A 23292-nucleotide genomic window follows, 5' to 3' on the forward strand; every position below is an offset into this window, starting at 1 on the left:
TTATAACGAGCTGTATTTTTCACGTAAGCGCTGACGTATAAATTCAGCCGCCGTGTTGAAAATAAAAGTAAATACAAATAAAACAAAAGCCGCTAAAAATAGAATTCGATAATGAGTACTACCCACTTCAGATTCTGGCATTTCAACCGCTATATTTGCCGCTAACGTGCGCATTCCTTCAAAGAAGTTCCAATCGAGTATTGGTGTATTACCTGTAGCCATAAGTACTATCATGGTTTCCCCAACTGCGCGACCTAGCCCCATCATTACTGCAGAAAAAATACCTGGGCTAGCGGTCAGTAATACAACTTTTACTAATGTTTGCCATTGGGTTGCGCCTAAGGCTAATGAACCACTCGTTAAATGCTTAGGTACACTAAAAATAGCATCTTCAGCCATAGAGAATATCGTAGGAATAACGGCAAACCCCATAGCAATCCCCACCACTAACGCATTACGTTGATCAAAGTCGATATTTAAATCATTGGTGATAAATTGCCTAACATCTCCGCCAAAGAAATAATGTTCAAGCACAGGAGATAAGCTAAAGGCTGAATAGGCTGCTAATAATAAAGCAGGGATTAGCAATAATGGCGCTAATGTTTCGGGAAGCTTAATTTTAATTTCTTTTGGTAACTTAAACCATAGATAAGCAGTTAAGAATACTGACAAGGGTAAAAACAATAAAAGTAAGGCAACAGCAGGTAAATACTTTTCAATGATTGGAGCTAACCAAAGACCGGCTAAGAAACCTAAAATAACTGTAGGTAAAGCTTCCATCAATTCAATTGTTGGCTTAACCTTTCTACGCATACTAGGGGTCATAAAGTAAGCCGTATAAATTGCCGCAGTTAATGCAATAGGTACAGCAAATAACATAGCGTAAGAAGCTGCTTTTATGGTACCGAACGAAATAGGTACTAATGAAAATTTTGCTTCAAAATCATCTGAGCCTGATGTAGATTGCCAAATATACTCGGGTTCAGGGTAACCTTCATACCACACTTCTTTCCATAAAGCGCTCCAAGTCACTTCAGGGTGTTCATTCTCAACAGTAAATATTGAGAAGCTTTTCCCACTTAATGAAATTAACGCATCCGCACGCGGAGATATTGATAAGTGCACAGGCTCTATTGAATTTAACTGTCCACGCCACAATTCAGCTTCACTAGTTGTATAAAATAAGCCAAGCTCGCCTGTAGCAGTCATGGTATAAAAGCTTTTACGAAATTGCTCAGTATATATCGCGGTTATCTTCTGATTATCGGCCGCTTGAAAAGTTCTGACTTGTTTAAATTCACGCCCCTCTTCACCTGCAACTTCAAACCATTGGCTTACCTTTCCGCTACTATCACCAAGTAATATTGAGCTACTACCAGAAAGTAACGCCATTGACGTTATATGTAATGACTTAGTTCTATTTTGAGATAATTGCGGAATAATAGTCGCTTTTAATTCAACATCATAATCATCTGACAGGTCATAAACAAAAACTTGATCACCAGAACGCGCAAACACCATAGCTAAATCAGGGGTCACTAAAATGTCATCAAAATGTGAAGATTGCGTATCAATTTCTTGGTATACCGCTTCATGGGCGGCATCGTAACTAAAATCATCTTCAGCAATTAAAGTTGTTTTTATCAAACGATTATCTTTCGTAAATGCAACAAAGACAGCTCGCTCATCATTCATAGCAAACGATACTAAGGACAATGCCTGCCCTTCCTGATCAATTGTAATTGGATCTTCACCGAGTGGATAAGTAATATTCGGTACTATGGTACGGATATCTTTAGCAAACTGAGACATGAATTTAGGTGAAACTAATTGAACTTGACCATTTTCACCCACTAATAGCTTTTCTTCGATACTAATATCAATAATTTGATCAAGTGTTATATCTTCAGCTAATAAGCTTTGTGAATAAACTTGCTCGCCTACTTGATGTTGATTAGTTTCAACTAATTGATAGTAGTCTATTTGACCATCATCAGTGATTACGTAACTAAGTTCTTTAAGCTCATCAATACCAATTGATGCAACATTTTCGCTAGTTGTAATCTCAAACGCTTGTTTTTTATCTATTTCCGCAGATACAAAAATAGGCTTAATTACATAAAGTAAATACATAAAAATTAGCACTAGGGTAAATAACACACTTATACCGCCAAGTGTTATCAGCCATTTTGCTAGTGAATTTTTCAACTGACGAGGTCCAGTTGATTTCAATGCAATTGTCACTTAAAAATCCTAAATAGCTATTTTAATTAATTGCAGTAATTATAAGACAGTTGTATGACACTTTTGTGACAGAGTAAAATACGCCTTAAACTATTTTGAATTGAACTAGGTTTAAGATTAGTAAGCTATTATACTAAGAGGGAAAATGACTTCATTCTTCATTAATTAATAATGAGTAAATATTAAGCCCGCTTTTAAATCCAAAATATTGAAGGACTTTATGAATACAATAAAAACAAATTTAATCCCATTATTATTTATATTACCCGCACCAATCTTTGCTGCTCAAAATGACATAAATATAAAGGCTATACAAGCATGTAGTTTTATTGAAAATAATGATAATCGTCTACATTGTTACGACAAAGTGGTGGCTGGTTCATCATCACCCCAACCTACAGCAAACCAAAAACATAAACCAATGGCTGAAACTGTAGCAACACAAAAAGTACCTGATGATTTTGGTATTGAGTATAAAGAAGTCGATAAAGATAAAGGTATCGTAGTAAAAGCAAAAATCACTTCAATAACGAAAACACTTCGCGGAAAGTTCATTATCACACTAGATAATAGCCAAGTATGGAGCCAAACTAACTCAGAAAAAATTTATTTAAAAGAAAATGATACTGTTTTAATAAAACGTGGATTATTGAGTTCGTATAAATTAAATAAAGAAGGGCAAAGCAGATCTGTTCGAGTAACGCGAACTAAATAAATATACTTTAAGCTATTTTACTAATAATGCAATGGGAATTAAATGGGGGTAACTTATCATGAGTATCAGTCAAATAATGTCAAAAAAATTAATTACTCTCGATATAGATGATGATTTAAATAAAGCTAAAAATATTTTTGAACAACATAATATCCATCATATATTAGTATTAAATAATAAAGAGCTTGCTGGTGTTATTACTGATAGAGATCTTTATAAACACCTAAGTCCTTATATTGGCACCAGTAAAGAAACCCCAAGAGACAGTACATTACTACATAAAAAAGTGCATCTAATCATGTCACGCGACTTAGTTACCACCAACGAAAACAGCACAATAAATGAAGCGGTGCTATTATTTTATAAACATCATATTTCTTGCTTACCTATAATTAATGATGAATATCAACCTGTTGGGATAATTTCTTGGCGAGATATTATTAAAGTAGCCGCGTTGCAACACTTAAAGAAAATAGCGCAAACTAACAGTTAACCTTTGCAAAGATATAAAGAGACTAAGAGCTGCAAGAGAGCATGGAACAGCCGGCTTTATTTTTTGCCCACTGCGGACGCTTAGCAGCAAACTCTTCAAACTCTGGTTGCTCGTCATAAGGCCTTTTAAAGACTATTTGCAAGGTATTGAGTAGCTCATAATCTCCTTGTTCTGCTTGCTCAATAGCTTGTTGCGAAATGTAATTTCTCAGCACATATTTAGGGTTAACACTATTCATATTTTGTTTACGCTGGTTGTGATCTTCTTTATTTTTTTCTAGTCGTTTAAAGTAATTCGCCAACCATTCAACAAACCGTAGTTTATCAGTTTGCTCTAATTTCTCCGGTTGGTAGAAGCAATCATTAAAAAAACGTAAAGCATCAATACTATTTTCAGCAGTTGCTGTTGCTAGTACGCGATAAAACAATGTCATATCTATTTCTAATGATGTCATTATTTTTTCTAGTTCAATAAACAAAATGTCATCTTCGTCATTTATATAACACTCAAAACCTAGCTTAGATGCCATCATATTTCTCCAACGTTGTTGATAGCGTTCTGCATAGTCATTAAGTATTTGATTAAGTGGTTCGGCGTCTCCAATTAAAGGATAAATAGCATTGGCTAATTGAAACAAATTCCATTGGCCGATTTCAGCCTGAGCGCCAAAACAATAACGTTTACCTTGTGAATCAGTGGTGTTCGGAGTCCAATTTAAATCAAAATTATCTATCCAACCATAAGGGCCATAATCTATCGTTTCACCAATAATAGATAAATTATCGGTATTCATCACGCCATGTACGAAACCAACCCGCATCCAATGAACTATTAACTGGCAAGTACTCTCACTCACTTCCTTAAACCACTCTATGTATGTAGCTTTACAAGGCTCCCCTATATGAGGAAAGTTTTGCGTTATAGAAAAGTCAACGAGCTGTTTTAATAACCTGGTATCTTTTCGTGAAGCGGGTAATTGAAAACATCCAAAGCGTAAAAAACTTTTTGATACACGACATACAACTGCACCAGGTTCAGCTTTAGCATTTCCGTTATAAAACATATCGCGGATAACATCATCGCCCGTTAAACATAAACTTAACGCACGCGTTGTTGGTATTCCTAAATGATACATAGCTTCTGAACACAAGAATTCACGTACCGAAGAACGTAATACCGCTAAACCGTCAGCTGTTCGCGAATAAGGTGTCGGCCCAGCACCTTTTAATTGTAATGTTAACAACCCTGATTTTTGCGTTTTCACTTGGCCTAAATTAATTGCTCGACCATCACCCAATTGCCCCGCCCAATGCCCAAATTGATGACCTCCGTAATTCATTGCATAAGGTTGCATGCCCTCTAATAACGCATTACCTGAAAGCACATCAGTAAATAACGCTAAGTTTTCATCAAGATTAAAGCCAATATCCGAAGCTAACGTTTGTGTAACCGCAATAAGTTTTGGTTCAGCCGTTTTTTTAGGTGTTGCCCACGAATATGCCTGACTGACTTGTCGCGGGTAGTTTTCAGTAACTTCATCAACAGGGAAATGTTTTAAAAACTGATTATCAAAAACAAGATTTATAGTGGTCACATAAGGCCTATAATTAGTTAATTCAAATTAGGTAATACCCAAACTAAGTTAAACAAATGGGGATACGGCAGTACAATTAAGTTAGGGTAGTTTAACATAGACAGATTGGTTCAAATAAGGTTATGTCTGTGAAAGTTTAATCTAGTCTTGTTGGGCTTTAGTCAAATGTATCGGGGATGCTGTTAAATATAAATAAGATCAATACGTTATCCCTTAGTCTTATTATTTAGTTATATTGTCGCTGTGCCGACAATATAATTCGAATAATTAACAGAAAGGAAAGTATTTAAACTATCTATTTTCTATTATCTTAATAATCCGACTATAAACCGTATTTGAGAATAACAAGGTGTTTTCACCCACAGTATTGACAAACTGAATCACTACAGCATCAATATCTTTATGATAACGCGCGATACTATAATAGCCAATGACCCAACCTGTATGTTCATACTCATAAATTGCACTATATATTTGCTGCTCTTTATCGGTAAATAATGAGCCATCATTTAACGCGCGTATAAATACCCCAACATCTTCGGCTGTCGCAATAAAACCTTGATCAAGTGCTTTAAAATCACTGTCATATCCAACATAATAACCGCTCATCAGCTCGTCTAAGTTAATATCCTTTATCGAAAGAAAGGTATGTGAAAGCGCAAGTGGGGCTAATATTTCTTGCTTAATAAATTCTTCATTTGCATAACCCAGAACCCTGTCCATGATCATGCCAAGGAGTAAATAATTCGTATTTGAATATCCGTAGTCACTTCCCGGTTCAAAATCTGCGGGTAAATCTACAATCAATGCTAAATTAGCGTTAACACCAATTCCATGCTCTGACCAAGAAAAACCGTCTTGATCGGTATAATTTGGTATACCACTTCGATGTTGTACAAGCATTCGCAAGGTAATGTCATCGGCATTTTCAATACGCCCTTGCATTGAAGGCAAATACTCAGCAAGCGTACCATCGAGAGACAAAGTACCGTTAGCGACAAGTTTCGCTATTGCTGATGCCCGATATAATTTTCCAATACTAGCAATTTTGAATAATGCATTAGGATCTGCTGGAATTTCTTCAGCTCTGTTATGCCAACCACTAGCATAAAATTCAGGTTGTTTCTCTCCTTGTTGAACATACACAATAATGCCATCTAAACCTTCATTTACGGCATCATCAACTTGCTCTTGCACAGTTGCCGGCAAAGGATAAAAATAATAAATAGCCGCTTTCCAAGGCGCAAAAACATAAATACAACCAATAGTTACTATTGCTGCAAGCAATCTTATTAATAATATTATTTTTTTATTCATATCAATTCGTCTTTAGCTAGTTATTTATAAACCATTAAAATACTGAATATTAGTCTGCTCTGGTACCATAATGCTTAATGTTTCTTTAACAGGTGAATCATCTGTTAATTCACCACTAAGTAGTTGTTCAAACTGTTTAATAAGCATAACTTTGTCTGGAGACTTTTTGTCACCTGCACCAATATTGGTGAGATCTATCATAAAATCATCAAACATATCAGCTAGATCATCTATCACATCAGTATTTAAAAATTGATCTTTATTATAAATACTCGGATAACCCGCTTTTTGTTTATCGATAGCAAAGGATACGCCCTTAAGATTAGTAATACTGGTTGATTTATCACAAGAAAGCATACAGCCGTTATCAATACGTGGTTTTTCACAGCCAACACTTTGCTGAAAGAAGCACTGACGACTCGCCATTAATAAAATAGGATGATAAATACTGTACATCATTTTAAAGTTTTTAGGGCGAGCAATGGTTTTAATCTGTTGCTTGTTAATTTCATTAGAAATAAACGCACCATTGCAATTGAATTGTTCTTGCAACGCTAATAATGCATATGAATTAGTGGTATTTAAAAAGGGGCCTGCTATCCATTTAATACCCAATTCATAAGCGCGATAGGCAATGCCCGTGTTATTAGTGACAATCAGCTCTGGTTTAACCTGCTCTAAAATATTGAGTGCCACGTCGTAGTCTTTGCCAATTAACACTGACGGGAACCAAGGAATTAAACGCGGGTTTTCACGAAAAAAATCGACGTATTTAGTGCAACCTCGTTTATAAGCATCGGGCAATTTAAAAAAGATAGCGGCATCAGTTTCATCGGCTAAAGCAATATCGGCTTCATCACAAATTAATACAGAAAGGTTAGCTCGTTTTTGTGGCTTATTCTCATCAGCTATTACTTTGGCATGACGTTCAAGTTTAGGCAATTCGATACTTGGTACGATATCTTGCTTAATTAAAGTAGAGGCAATTTCATTTTTCAAGAGAGTTAATACTTTAAATGGAATACTGACATTACTGGCTAACGCATTAATGTTTAATGCTTTTAAATCATACTCAGCGCTCGCTAAACTCTTAAAGCGCTTTTCAATAGCCGCTTGATCAATACCAAACTCTTCACTTAGTGTTAATAACTGTTCAGAATTGACCACAAAACTTTTTTGCGTTTGCTCATCTGCGCTATTTACCCCAAACCCACTAGTTTCTGTAGTTACTGTAATTGATAACGGTTGCCCTACATCGCCTGAAAAAGTTAAATATAAGGGAATTTTATCGATACTAAGGTGTTTAATTTTATCAAAAACACTGGCGGTTATTTGATCTTTTTCTTTATTTAAACCTTGCTCTACTTCTTGAATTTGTACTACGGAAATCGAATTGCTCGCGTCCGTGCCATAGGTTTTTAATGAATGGTTTTTAATGGCATGATTTTTTGAGTTATCGCGTGGGTTTTCAATAAACATTGATTGATTTAAATCGCCACGTAAAAACGCATTAGAAAAGTCGCGGTTAAACACTTTGTATAAGCGTTCACCGTCTTGTGTTAACTCACCTGTTTTAACGAAGCCGTCGATTTGCTTACGAAAACTATCAACCACTGTATGCACATAACTTGCGCCTTTAATACGCCCTTCAATTTTAAACGAATGTACACCCGCTTCTATTAACGCAGGTAAGTCAAAAAAGGCTGAATTATCTTTAATATTTAAAGGAAAATTATTACCTGATTCCGTCGTTTCGTATTCTTCACGACAAGCTTGGCTACAACGCCCACGATTACCCGAGTTACCCACACTCGCTGAAGTTGAATAACATAAACCTGAAAATGCAACACACAGCGAGCCGTGCACAAACACTTCAGTTAGCACATTATGCTCGTGACCCACTTTTGCCATAGCGGTAATTTCACGTAAATTGAGTTCTCTTGATAAATTAACGCGAGATGCGCCAAGTTTTTTTAGAAATGGAATTTGGCCAATATTATGAGTAGTAAGCTGTGTTGAAGCATGGATATCTAAAGTAGGATAATATTTTCTCAGCACGTAACATAAGCCGATATCTTGTACTATGACACCATCTAACGTGGTATTAACCAGTTTATTTAATAATGTCGTTAAGGTTTTAAATTCACGTTCTAAAATAACAATGTTAAGTGTTAAAAATATTTGGCACTGATATTCATGCGCTAGTCGAATAATACCGACAAGCTCATCAAAAGAAATATTAGAGGCTCGGTTACGAGCATTAAAGGTATCTAAACCACAATAAACCGCATCAGCACCCGCAATAATTGCCGCTTTAATGGCATCAACATCGCCGCCTGGCGCTAATAGTTCAATCTTAGGATTCATTTATACAACTTATTTTTGTCAATTTATTCATCTCTGTATTTATTGACCGTGATCTTACCCGTATATTTGCCTGCTGAACACCGCTAAAGTAAGCTTAGTCTTGAAACAAATTGAATAAGTGCCTTAGCATAAATGACTTTACCTATATTATATTCATTACGAAACTGCCCTTACGCCATGCGCGCACGACTCGCAATCTACAAATCAACTATTGCCATTGAATTACGCGATGTCGTATTAACGGATAAGCCAACGGCCATGTTAGCCGCTTCCCCCAAAGGCACAGTACCTATTGTTGTATTACCTTCAGGGCAAGTAATTGATGAAAGTTTAGATGTAATGCTGTGGGCGTTAAGCGAAAAAGATCCTAATAATTTACTCCTCTCTACGACCGAGAATTTAGATGAAATGTTAGTACTAATTAATCAATTTGATCAGGAATTTAAACAAGCATTAGAACAATATAAATGCGCAAAACGTTATCATGAATCAAATCTTGTACAATATCGCCAAGCCTGTGAAACTTATATTCAACAGTTAGAAAAACGCTTAACCACTTACAAGTATTTTTTTGGTGACCAAGAAAGTTTAGCTGATATCGCCCTTTTGCCTTTTATTCGCCAATTTGCAAGAGTAGAACGTCAATGGTATTTACAATCTCCCTACCCGAAGCTTAAGCAATGGCTCAATCGTTATTTACAAAGTCCTATGTTTACAAAAATAATGACCAAGTATCCATTATGGACTGAGCAAAGTGATCAAATTATTTTTACAGAAAAAAAATAAGGCCGCTGTTATGGCTTTTAAGCTTTTACTAATACTTAATTTTACTATTTTCTCGCGACCAAATGTACAGCACTCGTAGAACGTTCTAAAAAAGCACCTTCGCAATAAGCAAAATAATAGAGCCATAAGCGCTTAAAAGTTTCGTCATAATGATACTGCTTAATTTCAGGCCAAGCGGCTAAAAAATTATCTCGCCAATCAGCTAAGGTCTTCGCGTAATCAAGACCAATGTCATCGAGTGTTTCAACCACTAATTCACTATGGTCTGTTAAATGTTGTGTAAGTACATTAACAGAAGGTAAGAACCCACCAGGAAATATATAACGCTGAATAAAATCAACATTGTTTTTGTAATAATCAAAACGTTGATCTGCAATGGTTATCGACTGTATCAATAGTTTTCCCCCTTTTTTTAAGCGATCATTACATTGCTTAAAAAAACTAGGTAAAAATTGATAACCCACCGCCTCAATCATTTCTATAGACACAACTTTGTCGTAACACCCCGTAAGATCACGATAATCTTCTTTTAATAAGGTGATTTTGTCGGTTAAACCTAATTTTTCAATGCGGGTTTGAGCATAATGGTATTGTTCTTCAGAAATCGTTGTCGTAGTCACTTTACAGCCATAATGTTGCGCCGCATAAATAGCTAATCCGCCCCAACCTGTTCCTATTTCTAATAAGTGGTCAGTTTCATTAAGTTCAAGGCGTTGACAAATTGTTTCAAGCTTATATAGCTGTGCTTGATCTAAATTTGAGCTTTCTGAAGGGTATATAGCTGAAGAATACATCATTTCTTTATCTAAAAAACGCGTATAAAGTTCATTGCCTAAATCATAATGCGCTAGAATGTTTCGTTTTGAACCTGATTGAGTATTTCTATTTTGCCAATGAATCAATGTATTTTTTAGCGTGTTTAACCATGATTTATTAGCTTCTAAATTATCTGTTTGTTGCTGTGCTTGCGCAAATATTCTGATCACTTGCGTCAGGTTTGGACTACTCCATTTTCCTGCTATAAAAGCCTCTGCCACGCCAATACTTCCGCCTTTAACAAAGTCACGATAGACACTCAGATCATGAATCAGTATTTTAGCTTTTATAGAAGAACCATTAGCATATTGTGGGAAATAGTACTGATTAGCACCTTCGACTACTTCTAACTGACCATAGCTGAGCTTTTCAAAAACAGAATGAACTAAAGAGCGACAACGCTTATCAAACCATTTAGCTGACGCTAGTACGCTCATACTTTCAATTTGTTCCATTGTTCACTCCTAAATTCTTCTACTATCTAATGCCATACTTGAGTTTTTAAATTAATCTACTTTTTTTGGTAACCTAGAAATGGCACTCGTTTAATAAAAAGCCTTAATGCCTGCCAATAAATACCTAGAATAACTTTTAGTGTCATTACCGGTAATTGGCACCAAATACGCAATAAATTACGTTGGTTAAAAGGTTGTTTACGCATTATTAAACTTGCATCAAACAGCTTTTCAAAAGCACCATTGTCTTCATTTATTTGCTTATTTTCGATGGTCACCACTAACTTATCGTTTATAGTCGTTGGTGGTTTTATATGCCAAAAATACGTCATGTCTAAATCCATAAAAGGCGACACCTGAAAAACTTTTTTAGTAGTCAACTCGCTAGATTCTTCTGATAAATCAACTAAGTAATAATGCCTTTCATTCCAAGGTGTATTACTTACCTCAGCTAACATTTGCGTACAGTCACCTGATTGGTCATAACAAAAATAAAAGTTGGCTGGGCTAAAATAAATACCAAAACACCTAACTTGCACCAACATGACTATGCGACTTATATCTTGATGGCCATTTAATGAACGTACTTTGCTAGTTATACGTTGAGATAATGAATAAGGTTCACTTTTAATTTTATTATTTACGTTATTGTCAAAATTTTCTTTTAAATAGTCTTTTTCAACAAATCGTAATGGATAAAACCACGAAAACCCAAAAATACCTTTATTGAAAGATGCTTTTTCAACATCGGAAACATCGAGTGCCAACATAAATAATCGATAGTCAAAGCTATGCTTTTTGGGGCTAAAACGCCGATGTATAATATTTCCTTGGTAAATACTACTGTTGGTAAATGAATCAGGCATAGCTAATATTCATTTGATTTATTTAAAAAACAATCAAAGCGTTTGGCTACTTCAACAGCGCTTCTAATGCCGTCTTCATGAAAACCGTTATGCCAATACGCCCCAGCGAAATGGGTATGTTGTTTGCCACAGATAAGGTCTCGTTGCTGCTGCGCGTTAATTGATTCAGTGGAAAAAATAGGATGATGATAAATAAATTCTTTTAATATTTTATTAGGATCAATTGCCTCTTTCTGATTTAACGTGACACAAAAGGTATGTTCGCTTTTAATGCCTTGTAGAATATTCATATTATAAGTCACACTGGCGGCTTTCGTACGATCTTGACTTAGTTGATAATTCCAACTCGCCCACGCCTTTTCTCTATGAGGTAGTAAGGCAACATCTGTATGCAGCACGACAGAATTTTCACTGTAAGGCATCGCAGATAAAATATTTATTTCATCCTCAGTCGCATCATTGAGTAATTCAAGCGCTTGATCAGAGTGGCAAGCTATTATCACTTCATCGAAGGTTTCACTTGGCATATCATTAAAATGAATGTGCACTTTATCGTTGTTTCGCGTAATACCACTGATATTAGCGTTCACTTTAATATTATCTGAAAATGACTGGCACAGTGGTGCTAGGTAACTACGTGAGCCTCTTGGAATAACATACCACTGTGGCCGATCAGCAATATTCAGTAAGCCATGATTATGAAAAAACTGTACAAAGAACTTAAATTCAAAATCTTCCATTTGGGCTAATGAGCTTGACCAAATGGCAGCCCCCATAGGTAAGATATAATGCTCAGCAAAAAATGAACTGAAACTATTTTCTCGAAGGAAGTTCCCCAAGGTATAGCCACTTTTAAAGTCCTGCTGATGATAAATCGCTTTGCAGCGTTTATTAAATCGTAATATTTCTTTGACCAACAGCCAGAATTTAGGCTTGAATAGGTTACTACGCTGAGCGAATAAGGTATCAAGATTATGACCATTATATTCCAAGCCAGTATGGCAATTATGCACTGAAAAGCTCATCTCAGTGGCTTGTTTTCCGACTCCTATCTCATCAAGTAAAGCTAAGAAATTAGGATAGGTTTTATCATTAAAGACAATAAAACCGGTATCAATGGCGAAATTTTCACCCGATTTTTCAATATCAACCGTTGCGGTATGCCCCCCTATTCGATCATTTTTTTCAAATACACTTACTTTATGTTTTTTCGATAATAAATAAGCGGCTGATAATCCGGAAATGCCCGAACCAATCACTGCAATATTTTTCATGTTTTATTTCCTCGTGATCAGTGCTTGCCATAATGACGATGGAAGAAATGAAATGAATTTTAAAAGAAACGTTAATCGTTTCGGGAAATGCAGATATTTCTTGCGTTTATCAATACCTTTAATCATTCGTTTAGCTGCTTCTTCACTCGTTATTAAAAATGGCATGTTAAACGTGTTTTTATCTGTTAAAGGTGTTTTAACAAAACCCGGATGAATTAGTGTCACATCTATCTCTTCCTCTACTAAGTCAAAACGTAAACTATTAGCCAAGTAATCAATACCGGCTTTAGATGCGCCATAAGCTTCGCTTCGAGGAAAAGGTAAAATCGTTGCACTAGAGCTGACAAAAACCACTTGTCCTCCAGAAGATACTTTAGGCAATAAATATTGTAATAACCAACCTAAGGCAGTTAAGTTAGTTGAAATAACATCAGAAAATAGTTCGCCATCAAATGCTTTAGCATTGTCGATATAACGACAATTACCTGCATTTAAAATCAGAATATCTATTAGATTAATATGCTGAGTTGCGTCAGCGATCTCATGAGGCACTGTCATATCAAAAGAACATGTTTGATATGCTCGTTCCGCTATTGCTGCTAGCTTTGTTTTATCTCTACCACATGCAATTACCTGTTCACCATTTTGAGTGTACTGTTCAAATAATGCAGCGCCTATTCCTGAAGTTGCTCCGGTAATTAATACGGTTTTAGTTGACATTAATTTGCCGCCCTTGTTTTTATCCATTTAGTTAATTGACCAAAAACAGGAAGTTGTTCGTATAACATTGCACCTAAGTCTAGATAATCCCGATGATAAATAATTTTATCTTCTTGCGACTTGATATGAGAGCTACCTTGAACCTCTACTATTTTTCCTTTATTTAGCTTTGGATGTTGATACGACATTTGCCAATAAATTGCAGCCTCTTTTTCTTGAGATATGACATGCTCAATAACGAAATCACAACTAGATAAATTTTCATATAAATGTTGAAAATAACGATGTAAATTATCTAAGCCTTCAATTTGATGAATAGGATCAATAAAGGTCACTTCCTTATGATAAATCGTCTCTAATAAACCTAAGTTTTTTGTAGAAAGCGTTTGATAAACATCAATAAAATCTTTTAGCCACAATTCCGATTGTGACGATAATTTACTATCTACATTTCTTTGCATGATAATTACCGTAATGGCTTTTCTGCCAACCTATTTATAAAAATTAAGTGCTTTTAATCGAGCTTCTTTATGATCTACTATCGCAGGCCAATACACATTGAGTTGATTACTTTTAATGTACTGGTGCGGAAAATGAATATGCTTACCCACAACATCTTTAAGCTCCGGTATATACTTACGTATAAACTCGCCATCAGGATCAAATCGTTCACTTTGTCTTATAGGGTTAAAAATTCTAAAGTAAGGTTGAGCATCGCATCCAGTGCTTGCCGCCCATTGCCAGCCGCCATTATTAGATGCTAAATCACCATCAATTAAGTGTTCCATAAAATATTTCTCACCTAATCGCCAATCAATTAATAAGTGCTTAGTTAAAAAGCTAGCAACCACCATTCTTAACCGATTATGCATCCAACCCGTTTGATTTAATTGTCGCATAGCAGCATCAACTAACGGGTAACCCGTTGTGCCTTCACACCATGCTTTAAAAAGTATTGGATCATTGTGCCAATGTATTGCTTGGTATTTTTCATTAAAACATTGGTGCTTACATAATCGTTGTTCATGAAAAAGTAAATGACGATAAAATTCTCGCCATATTATTTCATTTAGCCAAGAAAATTCGGGGCTGTCAGTGGCCAGTAAAAGGTCTGGATAACGATTAAGTAAAGAGAACAAAACAAAGCGAGGGCTAATAACGCCAGCAGCTAAATACGGTGAAATTCCCGAAGTGCCTTTAATTGACGGAATATCTCGATTTGATGAATACGCTGAAATTTTCTCCCCTAAAAAGCGAGACAAAGCATTTGTTTCATATTTTGTCGCTAATGGCCATGCACTAGAACAACTTACACCTTCATCGTTAATAGAAGAATGACCTATATTGCTATGTCGGGCTTTACCTAGATAGTCAAAACCATGTTGACGAACATACTGTAACCACGCTTTTTTAAAGGGGGTGAACACTTTAAACATTTTTCCCGCTTGGTTGAGCACTTTCCCCTTAGGGACAATGACATCAGCTTCAAACAGTGTTAGCGGTATGCCTTGTGATATACATGTTTCATCGCGTTGCCTTTCATTAAGCTCAACTTCACTATTGGCAATGACAGCAGCAATGTTATGTTGTTGGCAGTAATGTTTAAGATAAGCTATTTGAGCGGAAAAATCATCGACAGTAACTAACTCAAGTTCAATATTGTGTGTGGCGAGTTCATGCACAAGAGCTTTAGCATGGCGCATGATAAAATCAATTTTTATCGGTGACCAATCATGTATTTTCCACTGTTTTTCAGAAACAAAAAAAAATGCCTTATTCGATTTTCCTGAATCTCTATTAGCCAAAAAATAGTGTAATGCAGGGTTATCATGTGTTCTTAAGTCATTACGAAACCAAAGTATCAAAATTAATCCTCAATCAACTGCTATAGTTGTTATGTCAATAAAACCACTGAACATTCAAGACAAATAAATATTATTAAAACTGTATTAACCTAATTGCTTTAATAAGCATATCTGAGCTTTAGCTCATCTGGATAAGGAGATAAATATGACTGTTTTGTTAAGTAATCCTTGGGGTACTGCAATAAGTAATGTTTAATTAACGTTAACGGGGCAACTAATGGCACAAGACCTTCACGATAAGCATTAATTTGCTCACAAAGTTCTTGGCGTTCATTAGCTTGTAAATGTTTAGAGAAATAACCTTGAATATGCGCTAACGTATTTGCATGTTTTTTCCGAGTTGCTATAACTTTTAGTGCTGTCATCAAACCCAAAATATATTGCGCTGACATTTCAGCTAATGGTAGATCAGCTCTCGCTAATAACTGCCCTAACTTTTTATATGCAACTAAGTCATGACTCATTACCGTATACTTATATTGGCTATGAAAGGTTGTTAATTTATGCTTTGTTAAACCTGATGCTTTTAAGTTTTGCCAATGTTTGTATGCATATACCCGAGCAACAAAGTTTTCACGAATTAATGCGTCATTTAAGCGACCATTTTCCTCACATGGAAGTAATGGATTAGCTTCCATTATTTCTTTAGTAAACGTCCCTATACCTGTTGAAGGTAAAGCATTGCCCTCTGGCGAATACACTTTTACTCTTTCCATTCCGCAACTTGGACTTTTAGCGCAAAAGACATAACCACTTAATTCTTCACTTATTTTGGCAATTTTTTGCCCATATGCTTTAAGAGCCTCAGTTACATCACCACTACCATCAGGCCTAGAGACACTGATAACATCACCTTTCTTTATTTGACGAATTGTTGGCCTTGGGATAGGTAAGCCTATAGCCACTTCAGGGCAATAGGATTTATACGTAACATGCTTACCTAACTCATGAATACAGAAATTTGACGGTTTATTACTGGCATCAAAGCGCACTTTTTCCCCAATCAAACAAGCACTAATGCCGATCAACAGATCTTTTTTTTCGACAACATGGATCATAATATTTCCTTAATAGCTCACTAATCATCAAAGCATTAGTAAATAAAAGCACCAATAGGATTCAGTAATTTATTTATACCTTGTGTAAAGTGTAGTGCATCATTGGCAACCGTGTAACACAAACACCCTTGTATTGATATTGGATGATGTTGGTGGGATGAATCCAGCATTATAAAGTCGCCTTTAACGTATTCGCCTTGTTCATCATGAAATGAACCATCAAGTAAAACTGTTAATTCGAATCCCTTGTGCGTATGTTCAGGTACACCCCCACCAGGAGAAATATGTAAAAGAGTGGTGTGAATCTCTCCCTCATCAAGTTGAACACGAGCACGAGAAAGCTTACCAATTTGAGCTGTTTTACCTAATTTCATACTATGTAATGCTGATGGAAGTTGATACGTCTTCTCTCTAAAGTTAATGGTTTTCTCAACTTTTGTTTTGGCTACAGCGATTTCTTCAGACGAGGTAATATTGTCTATCATATCGGTAAACTTAAGATCATTATTACTCATGTTGTTATCATCAAAGTCGCTCATATCATCGACAATAAAACGATCCAGGAAGGTTTCTTCAAAACTATTCTCAGCAACCTGTTCTGTTAATTGTGAAATTATTTGTTGGCATTTAGGGCACATGTCAGCATGAATAGCGATACCAGCAGATAAAGATGCGGGTAAATCACCATTTACAAATGATTGAATTAATTCAAATGATGGATGATGCTTAATCATTATTGTCTCCTAACTGCACTTTGAGTTTAGCTAACGCTAAACGCAAACGAGATTTTATTGTACCCAAGGGTAAATTTAGATGTGTTGCAAGCTGCTCTTGTGACATTTCCATGAAGTAGAACCCTTTAACAATTTGCTTTTGTGCTTCTGGTAATGTGTCAATTACACTTAATAATTGTGAGTTTTCAAGGTGATCATCAAAGCACTCTTCATTGCTAATGGACTGTTCTGCTAATGGCCAAATATCATCACTTAAATTATCTTCTCTATTGCCTTTGATTTTACGCAACATATCAAAAGTGACATTACGCATTACGGTATACACCCACGTTGTTGCCGCCCCTTTACTGGCATCAAAAAGGTGCGCCTTTCGCCAAACATTGCTCATTGTTTCTTGTACAACTTCACAGGCTTGTGTTTCATTTTGAAACTTACCATAAGCTATACGCTGAATTTTAGGGGCAAAAAACTGAAAGAGTTGAGTGAATGCTTTTTTATCTCTAGTGGTAGCAACATCGTCTAACCACTGACAAAGCTGGGGGTGATCTATTTTATCTGTCATAAGTGTAGATTTAGCACTTGTCACGTTGCTTAGCAAGTTTGTTTGCATTACTGAACACCACATAAATTTTATTTCTAGGGTGTTATACGAGTGAAAAAAAGTTATAGATCACTCAATGAGTGTTTATTTGAAATTATTTTCGTCTATTTAGCTAATGAAGGGCTATTTAAAAAAATTGATTCAACAAAACCTCTTGCAGCTTCATAATTTTGACTGGTGACAAAAGAGTTTTTTATTTCACTACTCACTGGCAATAACTCTAACCACCGAGCGACTACCCAAACTTCATTATCAATATTTTTTTTAGGGTATAAGGCATCTAATAATGGATTATTATTAAATAAAGACTCTAATGACGTTGACAACTCGCCCAACGGGTAGGGGCTTTTAGTCTGTGACCAATGAGGTAGCTGAATCACGTCACCAAACATTAAATTATCATCATCAACGGTCGTTGATAATATTTCGACTAAAGATTTACACTTAACATCCACTTCTAACACACCATCTTTTGATTGATCGAAGTTGATAATTTCAACGCAACTTCCCCAAAATAAGTTGGATTTATTTGCTGCATCAATATTTTTATCTATGGCAGAAAAAATGACAAAACCTTGCCCTTTTGTCGCTATTTTGATCATTTTCAAATACCGTTGTTCAAAAATACGAAGGCGTGTAATACCTTCCGGTAGAAGATAAACAGGTAAAGGAAAAATAGGTAAATTTACTACAGCTTTAGTCATTAATTGTTCACCTCGTCAATATTTAATATTCTTAACTTAAACAGAGCAAGATGTTGCTGGTAATTCTTTATCAAAGAACAGCGTTATCTCAGCGACTTTAATACCAAACTTCGACATGCTTGTTTTATTTATCACTCGATACTGATCAAGTTGGTACATCCAATCGTCCATAGTCATCTCATAGGTTTTGCCCTCGAGCGATAATTCTAATTGGTACTGAAATTGGAACGCAAATCCCTGATGTTTACCGATAGCCATACCAGAGACATCTTCTGCTGTGCCAAGATAATGGCCTTCAGGTTGTTGAATTAACTGCCAATTTCGATAACTAATTTCACCATCATCAAAATAAAATGTTTCTGCTAATGTGCCTTTATTACCTTGCCATGAACCTATAATTTCAACACAAAAACGTCTTTCAACTTTATTTGTATAACTTTGAATCATACCCCAAGCGGTAACTTCGCCATTAAAATACTTTTTAATATCAAAAGGTTTTTCTACTCTCTCATAGTCTGATAATTCTGTAGAGCAACTAGAGATTGCAAGGTTTAACAACAAAATGCAGAATCTTCTGATAAATTTATCCATAATTATTTCCTAACAGATCTCGCCTTAATAACGGTTGACTCGTTTCTTCAGACAGCCAAATGTCAAGAAATAGCTGTCCAAACTTAGGTGAATCTATAACCCCAATATATGCATCATTAAAATAAAAAACGCTTTTTGCTTCTAAAAGCAAAAGTGCTAACTTGTCTCCTTTTTCTATATCTGGCCATATTCGTTTTAAGTCTGCTAAATACTCTTGATATTGAATTTTAGGTACATTTAAATGCTGCCATTGCTCTACCGTACGTTTAATAAGATCATCGCTGGAGATATTAGCTAAATAGTGAATTTCATAAATTAGCTGTTCTTTTTTATTATCAATTGGATACTTTCCTGTAGTAGTTGAAAGCTTACTTTTATATAAATCCCAGAATAAAATTGAGAAGGTTGCTTTACCAAGATAAACAAACTCACCGTTTTTTATCACCTGTTTCAAATCATGTTGTGTATCAAAAGGTACTGTTCTAGATTTTGACAACACCTCAAATGGAGTAACACTCAATATAATAACAATGATAAATTTAAACATGGCATCCCTCTTCTTGCGTAAAATTTGCTTTTAGATAGAAAAATAAGAGAAACAAGCCTGCCCAAACGACACTTAAGACAATGTAAGTCACTAAAAGTGATTGGCCAAAATCAATAACATTTAGCTTGTAACCCGCTAAATAACTTAAGGGGGCGAATAAAGCACCGACTAACATTTGATATAACTTTGACAAAGTGAGCACTTTCAAACTATGACAAATAGTAGCAGCAAAACATGGCCACAATGTCATTAACCAAAAAGGAAGATGATGATTACTTTCGAATATGAATAGTTGAAAAAACTGTAATAACGAATCGCAAATTATCCCAACAACACTAATACAAACGATCAGCCATATTTCATTTTTAACTTTTGAGATAATAGTGATATGAAAGTATAACGCGATTAATGCCAAAGGAATAAAGCTATCCCCCAAAAGCACCAATCCAAACCAAATTATGTTAAGTCCGACGATATTAAGTATCATTTAATTCAAGTTTATAAACGTTAATATATCAATATACGAAGGAAGGCGGCGTTTGGATTAGTTAATCTATATTATTGATAAAAAATGAAGTATTTCCGCTTCTTATATTGGTAAAAATTATGATTGTTGAATAGGCCGATTAACTTAGTCAATTAGATGAACTTTTTCTATTCTTGAATATAATCCATATACAGAAATTACTGCCCAACAAACCTCAAGGCTAAATACAGGCCAATTACCTTGGCTCCATAAAATAGGTAAAAGTGCGGTAGCAGCATAAGCATTAAAAAGTAAATATTTAATATCGTTTAATTTTTTACTACAAAATAAAAAATAAGATAAGCAGAAAACATAGCTAGAAGACCACCCTAAAACAGTATAAAAATTAATAGATGTTACACTATATTCAAATCCTATATAGGCTGCCCAAGCCAAAATAAATATTAACCCTAAATAAAAAACTCGTTTAGAGAAAGGTATTTTAGCAACCTCAAACTTTACAATTAACAATATTGATATAAAAGCCCAAAATCCATTGATAACAACGGCTTGAGAAGAGAATATCATCAGAGAACTTATCACTAATGACAATGCAGCAATTAAATTACCACCATAATAAATGTTAGGATTCCATTGTTTTACGCTGGATATATATCCATGATTAATAAGGTAAAGTATTGAACCTATCCATCCTAAAATTGCCGCTATCATTGAATTTCTAAATGCATATTTTTAATATAAAGCTCTTTACCCACATGTGGGCCATTAAGCACGACAACATGACTAAGATCAATCATGCTTTTATATAGACGATCCGTACTTGAAGGCTTAAGAATTTTATCACTCCAGCTTAATATAAGCACTTGAGTTCCTTGAGGTAATGTATAGTACTGCGTAATATTACTTAATGAACTTTGACCAACAATAGCAGGATACCCCTCTGCTGTAATTAACTTGGCTATATCTTTAGGTATAAAACGTTCTACAGGGCCAGGTTGTAAACTTTTCACATCTTTTACTTGTTTTAACAATTGATTAACTCTGCTTATTAACAGAGTTCCATCATCTGTTTTAGGGGCAATTAAATGAAGAGTATCATGTTCAACTATTGCTTCAATTTTTTTGATAAGTAATGCTTGATCTCGATAAGTATGATTAAGCAGGGTATTCATCACACTTTCAGTCATGGGTAAAAAGTCTATCTCATTTTTAAATAAGCTTTCTAAGGCATCTATTTCATTAGGATAAATAACAGCATCGGTAAGATAAGCATCAATAACCTCCCCATAACTGTATCCAGAAACGCGTCCAAACTTATGCTTATTTAACTGAGTCAAATCAAAATCATTTTGGCGTTGTCGATTATAGTAAATACTGCTTGTAACACTGAATATTGGTCGAGAAAATAATACAAGTTCCTCTCTTTCAGGTGTTTTAAAATAAGGAAATGCAGCTTCTTGTTTACCTTCACTCACTAACTTTAGCGCTAAATCATAGTTTTGATAATGCCACTGTATACTAATGAACTCTTGTCCCATGACTTGTTGAAGTATATCTGCAGCAGTACCTAGAGGTTGATGTTCAGCATGAATATAAGGAGCCCATTTATTAGTCGACACTGAAATAGAGTTTGCCAATGAACAAAATGGAATAAGTACTAAGGTTAACAGTAATATAATTAATTTTTGCATTGTTAATTTCGCTTTATATAACGGTAAGCAATGATAAGTATCAAAGTTAAGCCAAAACCAAAAGAAAACATTATATCAGCATCTATTTCGGCAATAATCCCCAAGAAAAATGAGCTTTTATTGTCATTATAATCTAGTGCTGGGCGACTCATCATTTCCCGACTAAATTCAGTTAGATAAAGCGAGAGTTCGAATACAGCAAAAAAACTGAGTGTTACAAGCAAAAAGTCCGTCATTACTGTACTGCGTTCGCGCTTTTTATTATCTTCTTCTTGCAAACGCGCATTACACACTTCTATCATCCGCTCTGAATTTTCAACAAGTTGATCAAACTTCCATCCATTTAAGATGCTTTCAAGTAGTGCCCTGCTGGGTCGATTTAAAAATTTAATATTTTCAAAATAGACAATTTGATTAAGCCGACAAGCGGTTCGAGTGTTGGCTAGTAACTTATCTATCCGCTTTTTAGTGCCACGCGAATAAGCTGATTCAATTGCGCCTCGCAATGCATTATTGCAATTTTCTTGAGCCATATAATAATATTGAGATAACACCATTATTTGTAGTCGAGGATCTTCACCAACGGCCTTAACATTTTTAACCGCATAGTTTAACCATGTCATAGCATAGTCTTTTTGATTATTGATCATATCAGCTGCATCTTCAGGCCGACTGGTTTTTTTTAGCCATGAGGTTAATATGCGTTGAATTTTGCTCTGAGTCAGTTGCTCATCATCAATGATCATTGTCCGTGCCACCCAATTAACCTTACTCGCATTAATGTTCTGAGAAAACACAAAGTCATCGCTCAAGTATAATGTTAGTTGCTGTAAGTCTTGGCAAAAATCATTAAAATGCCCCTCTATAACCTCTTCACCTAATTGCTGAACTTTATTTTCAAGAAACTTTACAAGTTCATCGCAAGAATCATTCGGTGTTTCCATATCTGAAAAATCAATTGTTATCTCAACTTCTGCAATTGCAATATGATTTGTAAAAACATGAAACATCACCTGAGTATTGAAAGTTTGATCTTTATCCTCAGCATTTGGCGACCAACACATAAGTCGCATGTCTTTGGAGTTTTGCCCTGTTGATTGATATTGACGGCCTTCGTTTTGAATTCCGCCTAAATTCAATAATTTACCCTGCCAATTTAATTCTGTTACTTTGTCATTAGCTCCATTGAAAGAAACTAAATTAATTTCTTTCAACGATTTAATAAAGTGTTTAGAAAATTGATCAACCCCAAGATGTAAACTTAAAGGCGAATATATAGGTGCAATAGCACGAAATGTTAATTGAGAATCAGACATAACTTATAGAGTTTAATTATCATTATAACAACCATACCAGTTCCATCATGA

General features: G+C 35.2%; 23 protein-coding genes. 3 read left to right on the forward strand and 20 right to left on the reverse strand.

Annotation, left to right across the window (positions count from 1 at the left end; translation table 11 throughout):
- Complete coding sequence (locus tag IE155_RS03390; protein WP_229816994.1) at positions 1-2244, reverse strand: ABC transporter permease subunit; 2244 nt, start codon at positions 2242-2244, stop codon at positions 1-3.
- A gap of 220 nt (positions 2245-2464) precedes the next feature.
- Between IE155_RS03390 and IE155_RS03395 the strand changes: the two genes are divergently transcribed.
- Positions 2465-2959 (forward strand): hypothetical protein, encoded by a 495-nt coding sequence (locus tag IE155_RS03395; protein ID WP_229816996.1) that lies wholly within the window; start codon positions 2465-2467, stop codon positions 2957-2959.
- A gap of 58 nt (positions 2960-3017) precedes the next feature.
- Positions 3018-3452, forward strand: a complete 435-nt coding sequence (locus tag IE155_RS03400) for a CBS domain-containing protein (protein ID WP_189376698.1) — start codon at positions 3018-3020, stop codon at positions 3450-3452.
- A gap of 22 nt (positions 3453-3474) precedes the next feature.
- Here the strand turns inward: IE155_RS03400 and IE155_RS03405 are convergent, their stop codons facing one another.
- The 3 genes from IE155_RS03405 to IE155_RS03415 form a co-directional block, all read right to left on the reverse strand.
- Complete coding sequence (locus tag IE155_RS03405) at positions 3475-5046, reverse strand: protein adenylyltransferase SelO (protein WP_189376699.1); 1572 nt, start codon at positions 5044-5046, stop codon at positions 3475-3477.
- A gap of 291 nt (positions 5047-5337) precedes the next feature.
- The gene (locus IE155_RS03410; RefSeq protein WP_189376700.1) at positions 5338-6363 is read right to left on the reverse strand and encodes a serine hydrolase domain-containing protein; all 1026 of its coding nucleotides are present in this window, start codon (positions 6361-6363) and stop codon (positions 5338-5340) included.
- A gap of 24 nt (positions 6364-6387) precedes the next feature.
- Positions 6388-8730: a peptidase U32 family protein gene (locus tag IE155_RS03415; RefSeq protein ID WP_189376701.1), complete on the reverse strand. Its 2343-nt coding sequence runs from the start codon at positions 8728-8730 to the stop codon at positions 6388-6390.
- Positions 8731-8862: 132 nt separating this feature from the next.
- On the opposite strand from IE155_RS03415, the gene IE155_RS03420 reads away from it, so the two are divergent.
- Complete coding sequence (locus IE155_RS03420) at positions 8863-9516, forward strand: glutathione S-transferase (RefSeq protein WP_189376702.1); 654 nt, start codon at positions 8863-8865, stop codon at positions 9514-9516.
- A gap of 44 nt (positions 9517-9560) precedes the next feature.
- On the opposite strand, the gene IE155_RS03425 is transcribed toward IE155_RS03420, so the two are convergent.
- From IE155_RS03425 to IE155_RS03500, 16 genes are all read right to left on the reverse strand, one after another.
- Positions 9561-10787, reverse strand: coding sequence for an SAM-dependent methyltransferase (locus IE155_RS03425; protein WP_229816998.1), 1227 nt, complete (start codon positions 10785-10787; stop codon positions 9561-9563).
- A gap of 56 nt (positions 10788-10843) precedes the next feature.
- Complete coding sequence (locus IE155_RS03430) at positions 10844-11653, reverse strand: DUF1365 domain-containing protein (protein ID WP_189376703.1); 810 nt, start codon at positions 11651-11653, stop codon at positions 10844-10846.
- Between the two features lie 2 nt (positions 11654-11655).
- Positions 11656-12927: an NAD(P)/FAD-dependent oxidoreductase gene (locus IE155_RS03435; RefSeq protein ID WP_189376704.1), complete on the reverse strand. Its 1272-nt coding sequence runs from the start codon at positions 12925-12927 to the stop codon at positions 11656-11658.
- A 3-nt stretch (positions 12928-12930) separates the two neighbouring features.
- Positions 12931-13647 (reverse strand): SDR family NAD(P)-dependent oxidoreductase, encoded by a 717-nt coding sequence (locus IE155_RS03440; protein WP_189376705.1) that lies wholly within the window; start codon positions 13645-13647, stop codon positions 12931-12933.
- A complete protein-coding gene (locus IE155_RS03445) occupies positions 13647-14108 on the reverse strand; it encodes a nuclear transport factor 2 family protein (RefSeq protein ID WP_189376706.1) in 462 nt (153 codons plus the stop codon). Before IE155_RS03445 ends, IE155_RS03440 begins: the two co-directional genes overlap by 1 nt.
- A 30-nt stretch (positions 14109-14138) precedes the next feature.
- Positions 14139-15512, reverse strand: a complete 1374-nt coding sequence (phrB, locus tag IE155_RS03450) for a deoxyribodipyrimidine photo-lyase (protein WP_189376707.1) — start codon at positions 15510-15512, stop codon at positions 14139-14141.
- A gap of 98 nt (positions 15513-15610) precedes the next feature.
- Positions 15611-16570, reverse strand: a complete 960-nt coding sequence (locus IE155_RS03455; RefSeq protein WP_189376708.1) for a YbgA family protein — start codon at positions 16568-16570, stop codon at positions 15611-15613.
- 35 nt (positions 16571-16605) lie between these two features.
- Complete coding sequence (locus tag IE155_RS03460; protein ID WP_189376709.1) at positions 16606-17304, reverse strand: ChrR family anti-sigma-E factor; 699 nt, start codon at positions 17302-17304, stop codon at positions 16606-16608.
- Positions 17297-17914, reverse strand: coding sequence for a sigma-70 family RNA polymerase sigma factor (locus IE155_RS03465; RefSeq protein WP_189376710.1), 618 nt, complete (start codon positions 17912-17914; stop codon positions 17297-17299). Before IE155_RS03465 ends, IE155_RS03460 begins: the two co-directional genes overlap by 8 nt.
- 95 nt (positions 17915-18009) lie before the next feature.
- A complete protein-coding gene (locus tag IE155_RS03470; protein WP_189376711.1) occupies positions 18010-18609 on the reverse strand; it encodes an LON peptidase substrate-binding domain-containing protein in 600 nt (199 codons plus the stop codon).
- Positions 18610-18645: 36 nt separating this feature from the next.
- Positions 18646-19200 (reverse strand): DUF3833 domain-containing protein, encoded by a 555-nt coding sequence (locus IE155_RS03475; RefSeq protein WP_189376712.1) that lies wholly within the window; start codon positions 19198-19200, stop codon positions 18646-18648.
- Positions 19193-19747: a chalcone isomerase family protein gene (locus IE155_RS03480; protein WP_189376713.1), complete on the reverse strand. Its 555-nt coding sequence runs from the start codon at positions 19745-19747 to the stop codon at positions 19193-19195. Before IE155_RS03480 ends, IE155_RS03475 begins: the two co-directional genes overlap by 8 nt.
- The gene (locus IE155_RS03485; RefSeq protein ID WP_189376714.1) at positions 19740-20234 is read right to left on the reverse strand and encodes a DUF2878 domain-containing protein; all 495 of its coding nucleotides are present in this window, start codon (positions 20232-20234) and stop codon (positions 19740-19742) included. Before IE155_RS03485 ends, IE155_RS03480 begins: the two co-directional genes overlap by 8 nt.
- Before the next feature lie 144 nt (positions 20235-20378).
- Complete coding sequence (locus tag IE155_RS03490) at positions 20379-20945, reverse strand: CBU_0592 family membrane protein (protein ID WP_189376715.1); 567 nt, start codon at positions 20943-20945, stop codon at positions 20379-20381.
- Positions 20942-21925, reverse strand: coding sequence for a substrate-binding periplasmic protein (locus IE155_RS03495; RefSeq protein WP_189376716.1), 984 nt, complete (start codon positions 21923-21925; stop codon positions 20942-20944). The genes IE155_RS03490 and IE155_RS03495 overlap by 4 nt, the downstream gene beginning before the upstream one ends.
- Before the next feature lie 2 nt (positions 21926-21927).
- The gene (locus IE155_RS03500) at positions 21928-23241 is read right to left on the reverse strand and encodes a hypothetical protein (RefSeq protein ID WP_189376717.1); all 1314 of its coding nucleotides are present in this window, start codon (positions 23239-23241) and stop codon (positions 21928-21930) included.
- Positions 23242-23292: the final 51 nt, after the last annotated feature.

It is taken from the genome of Thalassotalea profundi, from assembly GCF_014653195.1.
GTDB classification, from domain to species: Bacteria; Pseudomonadota; Gammaproteobacteria; order Enterobacterales; family Alteromonadaceae; genus Thalassotalea_B; species Thalassotalea_B profundi.

Excerpts from the sequence above, each read along its gene's own strand:
- IE155_RS03395 (WP_229816996.1), top strand. The coding sequence starts at position 2,465 with ATGAATACAATAAAAACAAATTTAATCCCATTATTATTTATATTACCC.
- IE155_RS03400 (WP_189376698.1), top strand. The coding sequence starts at position 3,018 with ATGAGTATCAGTCAAATAATGTCAAAAAAATTAATTACTCTCGATATA.
- IE155_RS03410 (WP_189376700.1), bottom strand. The coding sequence starts at position 6,363 with ATGAATAAAAAAATAATATTATTAATAAGATTGCTTGCAGCAATAGTA.
- IE155_RS03415 (WP_189376701.1), bottom strand. The coding sequence starts at position 8,730 with ATGAATCCTAAGATTGAACTATTAGCGCCAGGCGGCGATGTTGATGCC.
- IE155_RS03420 (WP_189376702.1), top strand. The coding sequence starts at position 8,863 with ATGACTTTACCTATATTATATTCATTACGAAACTGCCCTTACGCCATG.
- IE155_RS03425 (WP_229816998.1), bottom strand. The coding sequence starts at position 10,787 with ATGGAACAAATTGAAAGTATGAGCGTACTAGCGTCAGCTAAATGGTTT.
- IE155_RS03430 (WP_189376703.1), bottom strand. The coding sequence starts at position 11,653 with ATGCCTGATTCATTTACCAACAGTAGTATTTACCAAGGAAATATTATA.
- IE155_RS03435 (WP_189376704.1), bottom strand. The coding sequence starts at position 12,927 with ATGAAAAATATTGCAGTGATTGGTTCGGGCATTTCCGGATTATCAGCC.
- IE155_RS03440 (WP_189376705.1), bottom strand. The coding sequence starts at position 13,647 with ATGTCAACTAAAACCGTATTAATTACCGGAGCAACTTCAGGAATAGGC.
- IE155_RS03445 (WP_189376706.1), bottom strand. The coding sequence starts at position 14,108 with ATGCAAAGAAATGTAGATAGTAAATTATCGTCACAATCGGAATTGTGG.
- IE155_RS03455 (WP_189376708.1), bottom strand. The coding sequence starts at position 16,570 with ATGATCCATGTTGTCGAAAAAAAAGATCTGTTGATCGGCATTAGTGCT.
- IE155_RS03460 (WP_189376709.1), bottom strand. The coding sequence starts at position 17,304 with ATGATTAAGCATCATCCATCATTTGAATTAATTCAATCATTTGTAAAT.
- IE155_RS03465 (WP_189376710.1), bottom strand. The coding sequence starts at position 17,914 with ATGCAAACAAACTTGCTAAGCAACGTGACAAGTGCTAAATCTACACTT.
- IE155_RS03470 (WP_189376711.1), bottom strand. The coding sequence starts at position 18,609 with ATGACTAAAGCTGTAGTAAATTTACCTATTTTTCCTTTACCTGTTTAT.
- IE155_RS03475 (WP_189376712.1), bottom strand. The coding sequence starts at position 19,200 with ATGGATAAATTTATCAGAAGATTCTGCATTTTGTTGTTAAACCTTGCA.
- IE155_RS03480 (WP_189376713.1), bottom strand. The coding sequence starts at position 19,747 with ATGTTTAAATTTATCATTGTTATTATATTGAGTGTTACTCCATTTGAG.
- IE155_RS03485 (WP_189376714.1), bottom strand. The coding sequence starts at position 20,234 with ATGATACTTAATATCGTCGGACTTAACATAATTTGGTTTGGATTGGTG.
- IE155_RS03490 (WP_189376715.1), bottom strand. The coding sequence starts at position 20,945 with ATGATAGCGGCAATTTTAGGATGGATAGGTTCAATACTTTACCTTATT.
- IE155_RS03495 (WP_189376716.1), bottom strand. The coding sequence starts at position 21,925 with ATGCAAAAATTAATTATATTACTGTTAACCTTAGTACTTATTCCATTT.
- IE155_RS03500 (WP_189376717.1), bottom strand. The coding sequence starts at position 23,241 with ATGTCTGATTCTCAATTAACATTTCGTGCTATTGCACCTATATATTCG.